This window comes from Streptomyces sp. NPDC002671, assembly GCF_053592475.1.
Genome location: NZ_JBSFVU010000070.1, coordinates 1 through 17665 on the forward strand (window position 1 = coordinate 1; position 17665 = coordinate 17665).

General features: G+C 72.5%; 2 protein-coding genes. Both read right to left on the reverse strand.

Annotated features, from left to right (window positions below; genetic code table 11):
- Positions 1-6303: type I polyketide synthase (locus ACWD35_RS42040; RefSeq protein WP_451356632.1), on the reverse strand; the 6303-nt coding region annotated here is incomplete at its 3' end.
- Positions 6304-6442: 139 nt separating this feature from the next.
- Positions 6443-17665: SDR family NAD(P)-dependent oxidoreductase (locus ACWD35_RS42045; protein WP_451356633.1), on the reverse strand; the 11223-nt coding region annotated here is incomplete at its 5' end.

Below are 17665 nucleotides of genomic sequence, written 5' to 3' on the forward strand. Positions count from 1 at the left end.
CCCGAAGCCCTCAAGCCCCCCGGCCAACACCACAGCCCGATGCTCGAACACCGACCGACCCGACACCAACGACGACGCCACATCCACCGGCGCCACTCCCGGACGCTCCCCGACGAACGACACCAGCCGCTCCGCCTGGGCCCGCAGGGCATCGTCGGAGCGGGCCGAGACGATCCAGGGCAGCACCGCGGACGGCACGCCGCTCGAAGGCTCCTCCTCGGTCGCGACCGGGGCCTGCTCCAGGATCACGTGCGCGTTCGTGCCGCTGATACCGAACGACGAAACGCCGGCCCGGCGGGGTTCCTCGCCCTGCGGCCACGGTGTGGGCTCGGTGAGCAGTTCGACGTCGCCCGCGGACCAGTCGACGTGCGGCGACGGCTCGTCCACGTGCAGGGTGCGGGGCAGGGTGCCGTGGCTCATGGCCAGCACCATCTTCATGATGCCGGCGACGCCGGCGGCAGCCTGGGTGTGGCCGATGTTCGACTTCACGGAGCCGAGCAGCAGGGGCCGGTCCTGAGGCCGGTTCTGCCCGTAGGTCGCGAGCAGCGCCTGCGCCTCGATCGGGTCACCCAGCTTCGTACCCGTACCGTGTGCTTCTACCGCGTCGACCTGGGTGGCGGAGAGCCCCGCACTGGCCAGCGCGGCGCGGATGACCCGCTGCTGCGAGGGGCCGTTCGGTGCCGTCAGCCCGTTGCTCGCGCCGTCCTGGTTGATGGCCGAGCCGCGGACCACCGCCAGCACCTGGTGGCCGTTGCGCCGCGCGTCGGAGAGCCGTTCCAGGAGCAGGACGCCGATGCCCTCGGCGAGGCCCATGCCGTCCGCGGCTGCCGCGAACGCCTTGCAGCGGCCGTCGAGGGCCAGGCCCCGCTGGCGGCTGAAGCCGATGAGCGCGCTGGGGTTGGGCATGACGGCGACACCGCCGGCGAGGGCCAGCGAGCACTCGCCCTGGCGCAGCGACTGCACCGCCAGATGCAGCGCCACCAGCGACGACGAACACGCCGTGTCCACCGTCACCGCCGGACCCTCGAACCCGAACGAGTAGGCGACGCGTCCGGACACGACGCTGGCCGCGTTGCCGGTCATCAGGTGGCCTTCGGAGCCCTCGGGTGCCTCGTGCACGCGCGGGCCGTACTCCTGGTAGTTGGAGCCGATGAAGACACCGGTCCGGCTGCCGCGCAGCGACAGCGCGGGCACGCCGACGCGTTCGAAGGCCTCCCAGGAGGTCTCCAGCAGCAGCCGCTGCTGCGGGTCCATCGCCGCCGCCTCACGCGGGGAGATCCCGAAGAAGGCTGGGTCGAACGCGGCGGCGTCGTAGAGGAAGCCGCCCTCGCGCACGTAGGTCTTGCCGGGGACGTCGGGGTCGGGGTCGTAGATGCCCTCGATGTCCCAGCCGCGGTCGGTGGGCAGTCCGCCGATGGCGTCCCCGTCGGACGTGATCAGCTGCCACAGTTCCTCGGGGGACGTGACTCCGCCCGGGTAGCGGCAGCTCATCGCGACGATGGCGATGGGGTCGTCGTCGCTCGCCGTGGGCGGGGTGGTGCCGGCCGGGCCCGTGGCGGTGTCGTCCGTGGCCGTCGCTCCGAGGAGCTGTTCCTGGATGTACTCGCTCAGGACGACGCTGGTCGGGTAGTCGAAGATGAGGGTGGCGGGCAGCCGCAGGCCGGTGGCGATGTTCAGCCGGTTCCGCAGTTCCACCGCGGTGAGGGAGTCGAATCCGAGGTCCTTGAAGGCGCGTTCGGAGTCGAGCGTGTCCGTGTCGGCGTGGCCGAGGACGGCCGCGACCTGCTCGTGGACGAGGTCGAGGACGGCGTGGCCGCGCTCGCCGGGGGTCAGGGCGGCCAGCCGCCGCTGGAGCGGCGAGGCCGCGTCGGTGCCCGTGCCGGAGGCGGCGGTGGGGGCGGTGGCGCTCTCCTGCTGGAGGCGTCGCGTCTCGGGCAGCTCGTCCAGCAGCGGGCTGGGGCGCGCGGAGGTGAAGACCGGGATGAAGCTCTCCCAGTCGATGTCGGCGATGGCCAGGTGGGTCTGGTCGTGGTCGAGTGTCTGCTGGAGTGCGGCGATGCCGAGGTCGATGTCCATGAACCGCAGTCCACGGCGGCGCAGTTGGTCCAGGTCCAGGGCTTCGGGCGCGTTGTCGCCGACCGCGTCCCACACGCCCCAGGCCACCGAGGTGGCGGTCAGGCCGTTCGCGCGGCGGCGTTCGGCGAGGGCGTCGAGGTAGGCGTTCGCCGCCGCATACGCGCCGTGGTCGCCGACGCCCCAGACGGAGGAGACGGACGAGAACAGGACGAACGCGTCGAGCGGGGTGGTGCTGAGCAGGTCGTCGAGGTGCGCGGCGCCGGCTGCCTTGGCGTTCATGACGTCGGCGAACTCCGCCGCGGTCGTGTCGCGGAGCCCGGCCAGGTCGATGTAGGCGGCGGCGTGGATGACGGCGCTGAGGGGGCGGTCCTCGGGTACGGAGGCGAGAACGGCGGCCACGGCGTCACGGTCCGCGATGTCGCAGGCTGTGACGGTCACCTGGGTGCCGAGGGCGGCGAGTTCGGCGACCAGTTCGTCCGCGCCGGGCGCGGCGGGCCCGCGGCGGCTGGTGAGGATCAGGTGTTCGGCTCCGTTGCGGGCCAGCCAGCGGGCCAGATGGGTGCCGAGGGCGCCGGTGCCGCCGGTGACGAGGACGGTGCCCCGGGGCTTCCAGGTGCGGACGGGGCGGCTGTCGCCGAGCGGCGCGGGCTCCAGCCTGCGCAGCATGACACCGCCGGCGCGGACGGCCACCTGGTCCTCGGCGGTCGCGTCGGCCAGGATGGCGGCAAGCCGGGTGCGGGCCCGTCCGTCCAGGGTGTCCGGCAGGTCGACCAGGCCGCCCCAGCTGTCCGGGTACTCGACCGCGGCGACCCGGCCCATGCCCCACACGGTGGCCTGTGCCGGGCTGGCCAGCGGGTCGGCGCTGCCGGTGGACACCGCGCCGCGTGTGGCGCACCACAGCGGCGCCCCGGTGTCGAGGTCGCCGAGGGCCTGGAGCAGGCTCAGGGTGAGCACCAGGCCGGTGGTCGTGACGGGGTGCTCGGGGTACGGGGTCTCGTCGAGCGCCAGCAGCGACAGGACTCCGGAGAGGGTGTGGTCCGCGGTGGCCTGGCGCAGCCGCTGGGCCAGTGCGGTGCGGTCCGTGTCGTCGGTGTCCAGGACGAGGGTCACGACGTCGGCGCCGTGTGCCTCGAGCGCCTGCCGTGCGTCGGCCGGCAGCGGGTCGGCGTCGGACGCGGCCGGGGTGACGAGGAGCCACGTCCCGGAGAGGGTGGGGGTCGCCGTGCCGGTCGTACGCCGCCACACAGCACGGTATCGCCACGCGTCCACGGTCGACTCGGAGCGCCGCTGCCGGCGCCACTGGGCGAGGGCGGGCAGGACGGCGTCGAGCGACTCCTGCTGTTCGGCGGAGTCGAAGCGCAGCGTGGCCGCCAGGGTTTCGCCGTCCTCGCGCTCGACCGCGTCCCAGAAGATCGCGTCCGTGCGGTCGCCGTCGGCCAGGCCGTGCGGGAAGTGTTCCCTCCTGGTGGCCTCCAGCCAGTAGCGCCGGTGCTGGAAGGCGTAGGTGGGCAGCTCGACCCGTTGGGCACCGGTGGCCTCGAACAGGGCGGCCCAGTCGACGGTGGTGCCGCCGGCGAACGCCTCCGCCAGCGAGGTGACGAACCGTTCCGTTCCACCCTCACCGCGGCGCAGCGAACCCACGGCCGTGACGGGGGTGTTGATGTGTGCTTCGGCGGTCTGTTCGACGCCCATGGTCAGCACCGGGTGCGCGCTGGACTCGATGAACAGACGGAAGCCGTCGTCGAGAAGGGCACGGACGGTGTCGGCGAAGCGGACCGTCTGGCGCAGGTTGCGGTACCAGTAGCCCGCGTCCAGACCGGTCGTGTCCACGACCTCGGCGGTCACCGTCGAGTAGAACGGCACCGAACCCGTCCGCGGCGTGATGTCCGCCAACTCCCGCAGGAGGACGTCCTCGATCTCCTCCACATGCGCGCAGTGCGACGCGTAGTCCACAGCGATACGACGAGCCCGAACACCGTCCGCCTCACAGGCGGCCAACAGCTCGTCCAGCGCGTCCGCGTCACCCGAAACGACCACCACAGCCGGGCCGTTGACCGCCGCAACCCCAAGGCGCCCGTTCCAGGCAGTGAGCCGCTCCTGCACGGCCTCGACACCGAGAGAGACGGACACCATGCCGCCCCGCCCGGACAGCGCACGAATGGCCTTGCTGCGCAGAGCCACCACCTTCGCCGCGTCCTGGATCGACAGCGCACCGGCCACAGCGGCAGCCGCGATCTCACCCTGCGAGTGACCGATCACCGCGGCCGGCTCCACGCCCAGGGAGCGCCAGACCTCGGCCAGCGAGACCATGACCGCCCACAACACGGGCTGCACGACATCGACCTGCTCCAGCCACGCCTCGTCGTCGGTGTCCCGCAGGATGTCCGTCAGCGACCAGTCCACGAACGGCGCCAACGCCGCCGCGCACTCCTCCATGCGGCGGGCGAACACCGGGGAGGAGTCGAGCAGTTCGGCGGCCATGCCCAGCCACTGCGAACCCTGGCCCGGGAAGACGAAGGCGACTCCGGTGCCAGGCCGGGCGACACCCTCGACGAGACCGGCCGTGGCGCGGCCGGCGAGGTACGACCGGAGTTCGCTTGTCGCCGTGGTGCGGTCGGGGGCCAGAATGACGGCGCGGTGGTCGAAGGCCGTCCGTGTGGTGGCGAGGGAGAGGCCGGTGTCGGCGCCGGTCGCCTCGGGGTGGGCTTCGACGTGCTCGAGGAGCCGTGCGGCCTGGGCGCGCAGTGCCGCCGCGGACTTGGCCGACAGGACCCATGGGACGGTGGGCAGGGCCGTGGGTGCGGGGGTGGCCGGGGTTTCCTCGTCGGTGGCGGGCTGCGGGGCGGGGGCCTCTTCGATGACGGCGTGGGCGTTGGTCCCGCTGATACCGAAGGAGGAGACGCCGAATCGGCGGGGCTCCTCGTCCTGCGGCCACGGTGTGGCTTCGGTGAGCAGCCGGACGGCCCCGGACGACCAGTCCACGTGCGGGGACGGTGCGTCGACGTGCAGGGTGCGCGGCAGCGTGCCGTGGCGCATCGCCAGCACCATCTTCATGACACCGGCCACGCCGGCCGCGGCCTGGGTGTGGCCGATGTTGGACTTGACGGAGCCGAGCAGCAGCGGCTTGTCGGCGGGGCGTTCGCGGCCGTACGTCGCAAGGAGTGCCTGGGCCTCGATGGGGTCGCCGAGCTTGGTGCCGGTGCCGTGTGCCTCGACGGCGGCGACCTGGTCGGCGGTGAGTCCGGCGTCCGTGAGGGCGGCGCGGATCACGCGCTGCTGGGAGGGGCCGTTGGGGGCGGACAGTCCGCTGCTGGCGCCGTCCTGGTTGATGGCCGTACCGCGGACGACGGCCAGGACGGGGTGTCCGTTGCGGCGGGCGTCGGAGAGGCGTTCCAGGAGGAGCATGCCGGCGCCCTCGGAGGGGCCGAAGCCGTCCGCGGCGGCGGCGAAGGGCTTGCAGCGGCCGTCGGGGGCGAGTCCGCGCTGGCGGCTGAAGCCGATGAAGGTGCCCGGGGTGGCCATGATCGTGGCGCCGCCGGCGAGTGCGAGGGTGCACTCGCCGCGGCGCAGGGCCTGCACGGCGAGGTGCAGGGCGACGAGGGAGGAGGAGCAGGCGGTGTCGATGGTGACCGCGGGCCCCTCCAGGCCGAGTGTGTAGGCGATGCGGCCGGACACCACGCTGATGGCGCTGCCGGTCACGAGGTGGCCTTCGACGCCGTCGGCGGCCTCGTGGACGCGGGGGCCGTAGTCGGGTGCGACGGCGCCGGCGAAGACGCCGGCCTGACTGCCCTTGAGCGAGGCCGGGTCGATACCCGCGCGTTCGATGGCTTCCCAGGCGGTCTCCAGCAGCAGCCGCTGCTGGGGGTCCATCGCGGTCGCCTCGCGGGGCGAGATCCCGAAGAAGTCGGCGTCGAAGTCGCCGGACTCGGGGAGGAAGCCGCCTTCCCGGGCGTAGGTGGTGCCGGGCCGGTCGGGGTCCGGGTCGTAGACGGCATCGGTGTCCCAGCCGCGGTCGGCGGGGAACGGCGTGATGGCGTCCTCCTCGCCCTGGACCAGGCGCCACAGGTCCTCGGGGGTGCGCACGCCGCCGGGGAAGCGGCAGCCCATGCCGACGATCGCGATCGGCTCGTGGGCCGCTGACTCCACCTCTTGGAGGCGGGTGCGGGTCTGATGCAGATCGGCCGTGACCCGCCGGAGGTAACCGAGGAGCTTTTCTTGTTCCGACATCAGGACCTCACGAGCTTGGGAAGCTGGTTGTTCAGCGGGAACGGCAGGGGAAAACTCGGGGACTCCGGAGGGGAGTCCAAGTTGGCTGGACGGTGGGCGGCGGGGGCGGCGGCTGTGTTCACGCGGTTGCTCATGCGGATCAGGCCTCCCCCGCCGAACCGAACTCCTGGTCGATGAAGGCGAAGAGTTCGTCGGCGTCCGCGGATTCCAGGTGGTCGACGACGTCGACCGTGTCCATGGGCGCGGGAGACTCGGCTGCCGGGGCGACGGGGGCCGGTTCGGCGTCCGTGCCGCCGGCGCCCCACTCGGAGACGGTGGACAGGAGTTCCCTGAGCCGGCCGGCGACCATCTCGCGGGCACCCGTGTCGCTGCCGACGGCGCCGCGCAGCGCGGCCTCCAGCCGGTCGAGTTCGGCGGCGAGAGCGGCGTCCGGCACCTCGGCCGCCTGCGCGGGCGCGATCTCCTCGTCGAGGTGTCCGGCCAGTGCCTCGGGCGTCGGGTAGTCGAAGATCAGCGTGGCCGGGAGCCGCAGGCCGGTGGCCGCGTTGAGCCGGTTGCGCAGTTCGACGGCCGTGAGCGAGTCGAAGCCGAGTTCGAGGAAGCCCCGGTCGGCCACCACGGACACCGTGGAGCCGTGGCCGAGCACGGTGGCGCCGTGCTCCTGCACCAGCCGCAGCAGCGTGCGCCGCCGCTCGGCCGGGGCGAGCCCTGCCAGCCGCCGGGGCAGGGACGGTTCCTCGGTACGCTGCGGTTCCTGGACGCGTGCGCGCCGGGTCGGCGCGGGGCGGCGTACGAGACTGTGGAGCAGGGCGGGCAGCGGGGTGGCGCCCTGCGCGGCCTCGGCGGTGAGCGCGGCGGTGTCCAGCCGGGCCGGGACCACCAGGGCTTCGGCCAGGCCGCCCGACGCGTCGAGGAGTTCCAGGCCCTCCTGCGAGGAGAAGGGCACCAGGCCGCCGCGGGTCATGCGGGACAGGTCCGCCTGGTTCAGGTGGCCGGTCATGCCGGTGCGTTCGGCCCACAGGCCCCAGGCCAGGGACACCGCCGGCAGGCCCTGTGCGGTGCGGTGCTGCGCGAGGGCGTCCAGGAACGTGTTGGCCGCGGCGTAGTTCGCCTGGCCGGCGGAGCCGAAGACGCCCGCGGTCGACGAGAACAGGGCGAACAGCGTGAGGTCGAAGCGGCGCGTCAGCTCGTGCAGGTGCCAGGCCGCGTTCGCCTTGGCGCGCAGGACGGAGTCGAGGCGCTCCGGGGTCAGGGACGCCACCGTCGCGTCGTCCAGGATGCCCGCGGCGTGCACCACGCCCGTCAGACCGTGCCCGTCCGGCAGGCCGGAGAGCAGTGCCGACAGCGCGTCGCGGTCGGCGACGTCACAGGCGGCGACCTTCACCGAGGTGCCCAGGGCGGTCAGTTCCTCCCGCAGCTCCGGCATGCCCTCGGCGGCGGGGCCGCGCCGGCTGACCAGCAGCAGGCTGCGCACGCCGTGCCGCTCGACCAGGTGCCGGGCGACGAGCCGGCCGAGGGTGCCCGCGGCGCCCGTGACCAGCACGGTGCCGTCGGGGTCCGGTGCGGCGGCGGGGACGCTGAGCACCAGCTTGCCGATGTGGCGTGCCTGGCTCATGAAGCGGAAGGCTTCCGGGGCCCGGCGTACGTCCCACACACGGGTGGGCAGCAGCCGCAGCCGGCCCCGTTCGAAGAGGTCCACGACCTCGGCCAGCATGTGTCCGATCCGTTCGGGCCCGGCCTCGCCGAGGTCGAAGGCCCGGTAGGCGACCCCCGGGTGGTCCGCCGCCACGGTGGCGGCGTCCCGTACGTCCGTCTTGCCCATCTCGACGAACCGCCCGCCGTCCCGCAGCAGTCCGAGGGACGCGTCGACGTACTCCCCGGCCAGGGAGTTGAGGACGACGTCCACCCCGCCCGTGCCCGTCGCGGCACCGAACCGGCCCGCGAACTCCAGGGAGCGCGAGGACGCCAGATGCGCGTCGTCCACGCCCAGGTCCCGCAGCACCTCCCACTTGGCCGGGCTCGCCGTGGCGAACACCTCGACATTCCAGGCCCGCGCGAGCTGTACCGCCGCCATGCCCACGCCGCCCGCTGCGGAGTGCACCAGCAGCGACTCGCCGGACCGCACTCCGGCCAGCTCCCGCAGCGCGTACAGCGCGGTCACGTACACCACGGGGACGGACGCGGCCTCGGTGAACGACCAGCCGTCCGGGACGCGGACCAGCGTCCGCCGGTCCGCGACGACGAACGGGCCGAAGCCACCGGACCAGATGCCCATCACCCGGTCGCCGACGGCGAAGGAGGAAACGCCGGGTCCGGTGGCCACCACCACACCCGCTCCCTCGCCGCCCATCAGGGCCGGGTCGGGGTACATCCCCAGCGAGAGGAGCACGTCCCGGAAGTTCAGTCCGGCGGCCCGTACGGCGATCCGCACCTCGTGTTCGCCGAGTTCACGGTCCGCGTCCGGGGCCGGCCGCAGCCGCAGCCCCTCCAGCGTCCCGTCCTCGGACGCCGTGAGCCGCCAGGAGCGGGCCCCGTCCTCGGGCGCCAGCACCCCGTCGGCGCTGCCTGCGGCCAGTCGCGGCACCCGCACCCGGCCCTCGCGTACGGCCAGTTGGGGCTCCCCGGTCAGCACGGCCTGCTGGAGGACGGAGAGCGATGCGTCGGCGTCGTCCACGTCGAGCAGGACGAAACGGTCCGGGTGCTCGGCCTGCGCCGACCGCACCAGCCCCCAGACGGCGGCGGCCGGCAGGTCGGACGGTGCCTCGCCGGTCTCCACGGCCACGGCGCCCCGGGTCACCAGCACCAGCCGTGCCCGGTCGAGTCCGTCCGTCGCCAGCCATGTCCGCACCAGGTCCAGCGTCCGGTGCGTCACGTCCCGCACCGCCGCCACGACATCGTCCTCGGCGTCCGACACGACACCGGCGAACACGAGGTCCGGCGCGGCGGAACCGGAGAGCAGCTCCTCCGCGAGCGCCGCCAGGTCCGTGTGCTCCTCCGGCGCCCGGCCGGCCGCCTTGAGCGCGACGACCAGTCCAGAGGTGTCCGGTCCGGCGACGGCACACCCGCGATCCGCCACCTCGGCACCCGCGTCGGTGTCGGACACCGGCGTCCAGTCCACCCGGTACAGGGCGTCGTTCGCCCCGCCGGGCACCGTGGCGAACTGCTCGCCCGACACCTCCCGCGTCACCAGGGCGTCCGCGGCAGCGACCGGAGTCCCCACGGAGTCGGCGACCAGCACCGACATCCCGTCGGCCCCCACCGGCGCCAACCGCACCCGCAGCGTCGAGGCGCCGGTCGCGTACAGCGACATCCCACGCCACACGAACGGCAGTCGAATCCCACCGGAGTTCCGTTCCGTGTCCGTCAGCCAGGCGTGCAGCGCCGCGTCCAGCAACGCGGGGTGCAACCCGTACCGTCCCGCCTCGGCACGCGTCTCCTCCGGCAGCGCGACCTCGGCGAACATCTCGTCGCCGCGCCGCCAGGCCGCGACCAGCCCCCGGAACACCGTCCCGTACGCCAGGCCGGTGTCGGCCAACCGCTCGTAGAAACCGTCGAGTTCGACCGCCTGGGCGCCCGCGGGCGGCCACACGCTCAGCTCCGCGTCCACGGCCGCGCCGTCCTCAGCACCGGAGACGAGCACACCGGAGGCATGCCGTATCCAGGCACCTTCGGCAGCACCGTCGGACACGCCGTCGCGATGGGAGTACACACCGAGTTCCCGCCGTCCGCCGTCCCGCGGACCGTCCAGCACCACCTGCACCTGCACCGCGCCGCTTTCCGGCAGCACCAGCGGCGCTTCCAGGGTGAGTTCCTCCAGCCGGTCGCAGCCGACCGCGTCCCCGGCGCGCAGCGCCAGCTCCACGAACGCCGTCCCCGGCAGCAATGCGACTCCCGCCACGGCGTGGTCGGCCAGCCAGGGGTGCGTACGCAGCGACAGCCGGCCCGTCAGCAGCACCCCGTCCGAGGCGGGCAACGCGACGGCCGCACCGAGCAGCGGATGATCGGCGGACGCCAGACCGACGGACGCGACATCGCCCGTGCCGGCGGACTCCGACTCCAGCCAGTAGCGCTCGCGCTGGAAGGCGTAGGTGGGCAGGTCGACGCGCCTGGCCCCCTCGAAGAGGCTGGCCCAGTCGACGGACGCACCACCGACGAACGCCTCGGCGGCGGAGGTGAGGAAGCGGAGCAGTCCACCCTCGTTGCGGCGCAGTGAACCCACAGCGGTGACAGGGGTGTTGATGTGTGCTTCGGCGGTCTGCTCGACGCCCATGGTCAGCACCGGATGCGCGCTGGACTCGACGAACAGCCGGAAACCATCGTCGAGAAGGGCGCGGACGGTGTCGGCGAAACGGACCGTCTGACGCAGGTTGCGGTACCAGTAGCCCGCGTCCAGACCGGTCGTGTCCAGCACCTCGGCGGTCACAGTCGAGTAGAACGGCACAGCCGCCGCCTGCGGGGAGATCCCCGCAAGGTCCCGCAGGAGGACGTCCTCGATCTCCTCCACATGCGCGCAGTGCGACGCGTAGTCCACGGCGATACGACGAGCTCGCACACCGTCCGCCTCACAGGCGGCCAGCAGCTCGTCCAGGGCATCCGCGTCACCGGAAACGACCACCACAGCCGGGCCGTTGACCGCCGCAACCCCAAGGCGCCCGTTCCAGGCAGTGAGTCGCTCCTGCACGGCCTCGACACCGAGAGAGACGGACACCATGCCGCCCCGCCCGGACAGCGCACGGATGGCCTTGCTGCGCAGGGCCACCACCTTCGCCGCGTCCTGGATCGACAGCGCACCGGCCACAGCGGCAGCCGCGATCTCACCCTGCGAGTGACCGATCACCGCGGCCGGCTCCACGCCCAGGGAGCGCCAGACCTCGGCCAGCGAGACCATCACCGCCCACAACACGGGCTGCACGACGTCGACCTGCTCCAGCCACGCCTCACTGTCGGTGTCCCGCAGGATGTCCGTCAGCGACCAGTCCACGAACGGCGCCAGCGCCGCCGCGCACTCACCGATCCGCTCCGCGAACACCGGCGAGGAGTCGAGCAGTTCAGCCGCCATACCCAGCCACTGCGAGCCCTGACCGGGGAAGACGAACACCGCCTGTCCACGCGAGCCCGCGACGCCCGCCACCACATCGGGCCGTACGCTTCCGTCCGCCAACGCGCCAAGACCGTCCACGAGTCCGTCGCGGTCCCCTGCGAGGACCACGGCCCGGTGCTCGAATGCGGACCGCCCCGCCGCCAGGGAGAACCCGACGTCCACGGGCGACAGCTCCGCCCGGTCACGCACCAAGGCGGCCAGCCGCTCCGCCTGGTCCCGGAGGGCGCTGTCGGTCCGGCCCGACACCACCCACGGCACCACGGCAGGCGACACGCTCTGCGCGGGCTCCTCGTCGGGAGCCGCATCCGGTGCCTGTTCCAGCACGGCATGGGCGTTCGTGCCGCTCATGCCGAAGGAGGAGACACCCGCGCGTCGAGGCCGTCCGGTCTCGGGCCAGGGCACGTCCTCGGTCAACAGCCGTACTGCTCCCGAGGACCAGTCGACGTGCGGCGTGGGTTCGTCGAGATGCAGGGTGCGCGGCAGTACGCCGTGGCGCATACCGAGCACCATCTTGATCACACCGGCGACACCGGCCGCCGCCTGCGTGTGCCCGATGTTCGACTTGATCGAGCCCAGCAGCAGCGGCTGGTCCTCCGGCCGGTCCTGACCGTAGGTCGCCAGCAGTGCCTGCGCCTCGATCGGGTCGCCGAGCTTCGTGCCCGTGCCGTGGGCCTCGACCACGTCCACCTCGGCGGCCGGCACCTGCGCGTTGGCCAGCGCGGCACGGATCACCCGCTGCTGCGACGGGCCGTTCGGCGCCGTAAGGCCGTTGCTGGCGCCGTCCTGGTTGATGGCCGTACCGCGGACGACGGCCAGGACCTGGTGACCGTTGCGCTCCGCGTCCGACAGCCTCTCCAGCAGCAGGACGCCGACACCCTCGGCCGGTCCGAAACCGTCGGCGGACGCGGAGAAGGGCTTGCATCGGCCGTCGGGCGCCAGGCCGCGCTGGCGGCTGAAGCCGACGAAGGTCCACGGTGTGGACATGATCGCGGAACCGCCGGCCAGGGCCAGCTGGCACTCGCCCTGCCGCAGCGACTGCACCGCCAGGTGCAGGGCCACCAGCGACGAGGAGCAGGCCGTGTCGACGGCCACGGCGGGGCCTTCGAGCCCGAACGCGTACGCGAGTCGACCGGACGTGACGCTCAGCGCGTTGCCCGTGACCAGGTAGCCCTCGACGCCGCTGGACGGGTCGTGGGTGCCGGTGCCGTAACCGTGCGAACCCGCGCCCATGAAGACGCCGGTCTGGCTGCCGCGCAGAGTCGCCGGGTCGATGCCCGCGCGCTCGAACGCCTCCCAGCCGGTCTCCAGCAGCAGCCGCTGCTGGGGGTCCATCGCCGTCGCCTCACGCGGCGAGATACCGAAGAACGCCGGATCGAAGCCGCTCGCGTCGTCGACGAAGCCGCCGAATCGCGCGTACGTCTTCCCCGTGGCCTCGGGGTCGGGGTCGTACAGCCCGTCCGTGTCCCAGCCGCGGTCCTCGGGGAACCCGGAGATCGCGTCCCGGCCCTCGGTCAGCAGTTCCCACAGCTCTTCGGGCGAGCGCACGCCGCCGGGCAGGCGGCAACTCATCGCGACGATGGCGATGGGCTCCTGATCCGAGGCCGCGCGATGGGCGGTGGGTGCCGTGGCCGCGGGAGCGTCGTCCTGACGGCCGAGGAGTTCGGCGTACAGGTATTCCACGAGGGCGACCGGAGTCGGGTGATCGAAGATGAGGGTGGCCGGCAGTCGGTGCCCGGTGGCGGTGTTGAGCCGGTTCCGCAGCTGGACCGCGGTGAGGGAGTCGAAGCCGTGCTCCTTGAAGGAGAGTTCGGGTTCGACGCCGTCCGGTGTGGCGTGCCCGAGAACGGTGGCGGCGTGTTCCTGCACCAGCCGCAGCAGCGTCCGCCGGCGCTCCGCCTCACCCGCGCGCAGCAGACTCCGCCGCAACGACGACTCCCCCGCCTCCGTCGCCGCCTGGGCCAGCGCACGCCGGGGCACGATGCTCCGGCCCGGAGCGTCGGCCGGTGTACGGGTGGCGAGGCCGGCCACAGCCGACAACTGCTCCCGCGACACCGGACGCGTCACCAGGGCGTCCGCGGTCGCGACGGGCGTGCCTGTCGCGTCGGCGACCAGCACCGACAGTCCGTCGGTCCCCGTCGGCGCCAGCCGGACCCGCAGTGTGGAAGCGCCGGTCGCGTGCAGCGACACACCACGCCACACGAACGGCAGCCGTGTGCTGTCCTCCGTGTCACCGCCGTCCGGGTCCAGGGGGCCCAGACCCGCCTGGAGCGCGGTGTCGAGCAGGACCGGGTGCAGTCCGTACCGAGCCACCTCCGCGCGCTCCGCCTCCGGCAACGTCACCTCGGCGAACACCTCGTCGCCGCGCCGCCAGGCCGCGGTCAGCCCGCGGAACACCTGCCCGTACACCACTCCGGTCGCTGCCAACCGCTCGTAGAACCCGGTGAGTTCGACTGGTTGCGCCGCGGACGGCGGCCACACGCCCAACTCACCGTCCTGGAGCGGGCTTCCCGTCCCGGAGACAAGGACGCCGGAGGCGTGCCGGGTCCAGGGTCGTCCCTCGACGGTGTCCTCGATACGGGCGTACACCTCGACGGAGCACGCCCCGTTCCCGTCCGGCCCCCCGACGGTCACACATACCTGTACGGCGCCCCGCTCCGACAGCGTCAGCGGCGCCTCAAGCGTGAGCTCTTCCACCCGGTCGCAGCCGACGGCATCGCCCGCGCGCAGCGCCAGCTCGACGAAGACGGAGGCCGGGAGCAGCGGCGTGCCCTGCACCACGTGGTCGGCCAGCCAGGGGTGCGTGCGCAGCGACAGCCGGCCCGTCAGCAGTACTCCACCCGAGGCGGGGAGTGTGACGGCCGCACCCAGCAGAGGGTGATCGGCGGGCGCCAGGCCTGCCGACGTGACATCGCCCTGGAGGCTGGTGGACCGTTCGATCCAGTAGTGCTGGCGCTGGAAGGCGTAGGTGGGCAGCTCGACGCGCCGGGCACCCTCGAACAGGCCGACCCAGTCGACGGACGCACCACCGACGAACGCCTCGGCGGCGGAGGTGAGGAAGCGGAGCAGCCCACCTTCGTTCCTGCGCAGCGAACCGACTGTAGTGACAGGGGTGTTGATGTGTGTCTCGGCGGTCTGTTCGACGCCCATGGTCAGCACCGGGTGGGCGCTGGACTCGACGAACAGCCGGAACCCGTCGTCGAGAAGGGTGCGGACGGTGTCGGCGAAGCGGACCGTCTGACGCAGGTTGCGGTACCAGTAGCCCGCGTCCAGACCGGTCGTGTCCAGCACCTCGGCGGTCACAGTCGAGTAGAACGGCACAGCCGCCGCCTGCGGGGAGATCCCCGCAAGGTCCCGGAGGAGGACATCCTCGATCTCCTCCACATGCGCGCAGTGCGACGCGTAGTCCACGGCGATACGGCGAGCCCGTACGCCGTCCGCCTCACAGCGTTCGAGGAGTTCGTCCAGCGCGTCGGCGTCACCGGAAACGACCACCACGGCAGGACCGTTGACCGCCGCAACCGACAGACGCCCGTTCCAGGCGGCGAGCCGCTCCTGTACGTCCTCGATACCGAGGGAGACGGACACCATGCCGCCCCGCCCCGACAGCGCACGGATGGCCTTGCTGCGCAGGGCGACGACCTTGGCCGCGTCCTGGATGGAGAGTGCACCGGCCACGCACGCGGCGGCGATCTCACCCTGCGAGTGACCAATCACCGCGGCCGGCTCCACGCCGTACGAGCGCCACACCTCGGCCAGCGACACCATCACCGCCCACAACACGGGCTGGACCACGTCGACCTGCTCCAGCCAGGCCTCGTCGTCGGTGTCGCGGAGGATGTCCGTCAGCGACCAGTCCACGAACGGCGCGAGGGCAGCCGCGCACTCGCCGATCCGTTCCGCGAACACCGGGGAATTGGCGAGCAGTTCAGCCGCCATACCCAACCACTGCGAACCCTGACCAGGGAACACGAACACCGCACGGCCATCCGCACCGGCCGCACTCCCCCGCACCACACCCGCAACCTCACGGCCCTCGGCCAGAGCCTCCAACCCAGGCAGACCATCCAGGACCACAGCCCGGTGCTCGAACACCGACCGCCCCGCCGCCAGCGAGAACCCGACATCACCCGCCGCGACATCGCGCCGCACGACGGCGGCCAACCGCTCCGCCTGACCCCGCAGAGCCGCCTCGGTCTTCGCCGAGATCACCCATGGCACGGCCACCGGCGGCACGCTCTCCGAGGGCTCCTCCCCGGGGACCGAGACCGGAGCCTGCTCCAGAATCACGTGCGCGTTCGTACCGCTGACACCAAAGGAGGAGACGCCTGCCCGGCGTGCATGACCCGTCTCAGGCCAAGCGATCGGGTCCGTGAGCAGTTCGACGGCTCCCGCCGTCCAGTCGACGTGCGGCGTGGGCTCATCGACGTGCAGGGTCTGCGGGAGCAGCCCGTGCCGCATCGCCAGCACCATCTTGATGATTCCGGCGACACCGGCCGCCGCCTGCGTGTGCCCGATGTTCGACTTGATCGAACCCAGCCACAGCGGCTGGTCCTCAGCGCGGTCCTGACCATAGGTCGCCAGCAGCGCCTGCGCCTCGATCGGATCACCCAGCTTCGTACCCGTACCGTGCGCCTCGACCACGTCGACCTCGGCAGCCGACACCTGCGCGTTCGCGAGCGCCGCACGGATCACCCGCTGCTGCGACGGACCGTTCGGCGCCGTAAGACCATTGCTCGCACCGTCCTGGTTGACGGCCGAACCACGCACCACCGCCAGCACCTGGTGGCCGTTGCGCTCCGCGTCCGACAGCCGCTCCAGCAGAAGCAGACCGACGCCCTCACCCCAGCCGGTGCCGTCCGCGCCCGCCGCGAACGCCTTGCAACGGCCGTCGGGAGCGAGCCCCCGCTGACGGCTGAACTCCACGAAGAGTTCGGGCGTGGACATCACGGTCACACCACCGGCGAGGGCGAGCGTGCACTCGCCCTGGCGCAGCGACTGCACTGCCAGGTGCAGAGCGACGAGCGACGACGAACACGCCGTGTCCACCGTCACCGCGGGGCCTTCGAGACCGAACGTGTAGGAGATGCGGCCCGAGACGACACTGGCGGCGCTGCTGGTCACCAGGTGACCCTCTACGTTCTCGGAAGGCGCCTCGCGCAGACTCCGGCCGTAGTCCTGTCCGTTGCTGCCGATGAAGACGCCGGTCGGGGTGCCCTGCAACAGGGTGCCGTCGATGCCGGCTCGCTCGAACGCCTCCCAGGAGGTTTCCAGGAGAAGTCGCTGCTGCGGGTCCATCGCCGTCGCCTCGCGGGGCGAGATGCCGAAGAACTTCGGGTCGAAGGCGCCGGCATCATGGAGGAAGGCGCCCTCTCGGACGTAGCTCTTGCCGGGCTCGTCCGGGTCGGGGGCGAATAGAGTGTCGAGGTCCCAGCCGCGTCCCGCAGGGAACTCGGTCAGTACGTCGCGTCCGCCGACAAGTAGGTCCCACAGTTCTTCGGGCGTGCGTACGTCGCCGGGGAATCGGCAGCTCATCGCCACGATCGCGATCGGCTCGTCGTCGGTAGCCGCCCTGACGGGCAGCGCCTGTGCCTCGTCACCGCGCAGCCCCAGCAGCTCGCTGCGCAGCACCCGTGCCAGCGCCGTCACCGTGGGGTGGTCGAAGAGAAGGGTGCTCGAAAGCTTCAGGTCTGTGGCCGCGTTGAGGCGGTTGCGCAGGGTGACGGCCGCGAGTGAGTCGAAGCCCAGCTCCTTGAAGGCCCGGTCGACATCGACCGTGTCCACTCGGCGGTGGCCGAGCACGGCAGCGACGTGGGAGCGTACGAACTCGACGAGAGTCCGCTCCGCTTCTGCGGCACCCAGACCGCTGAGCCGCTGTCGCAGCGTTCCCTCAGCCGGCGCGGCACGGTCGTCGGTCGCCGCTCCGGAGCTGTGTCGCGTCAGCTCCGTCAGCAGCTGGGTCGTACCCATACTTGCCCTGACCTGGGCATGGGTGTCCCAGTCGACGTCCGCGACGAGCAGCGAGGCCATCATCGGGTCGTTCACGGCCTTCTCCAACTCGGAGATGGCCGACTCGGGGGACATCGCGGGCAGGCCGTGCTGTTCCCATCGGTCCGCTACGGCCTGTGCCATGCCGTCGTCGGCCCAGGGGCCCCACGCGATCGACGTCGCCGGAAGACCCTCCCCACGCCGCAACTCCGCCAACGCATCCAGATACGCGTTCGCCGCCGCATAGTTGGCCTGCCCCGCACCACCCACCGTCGC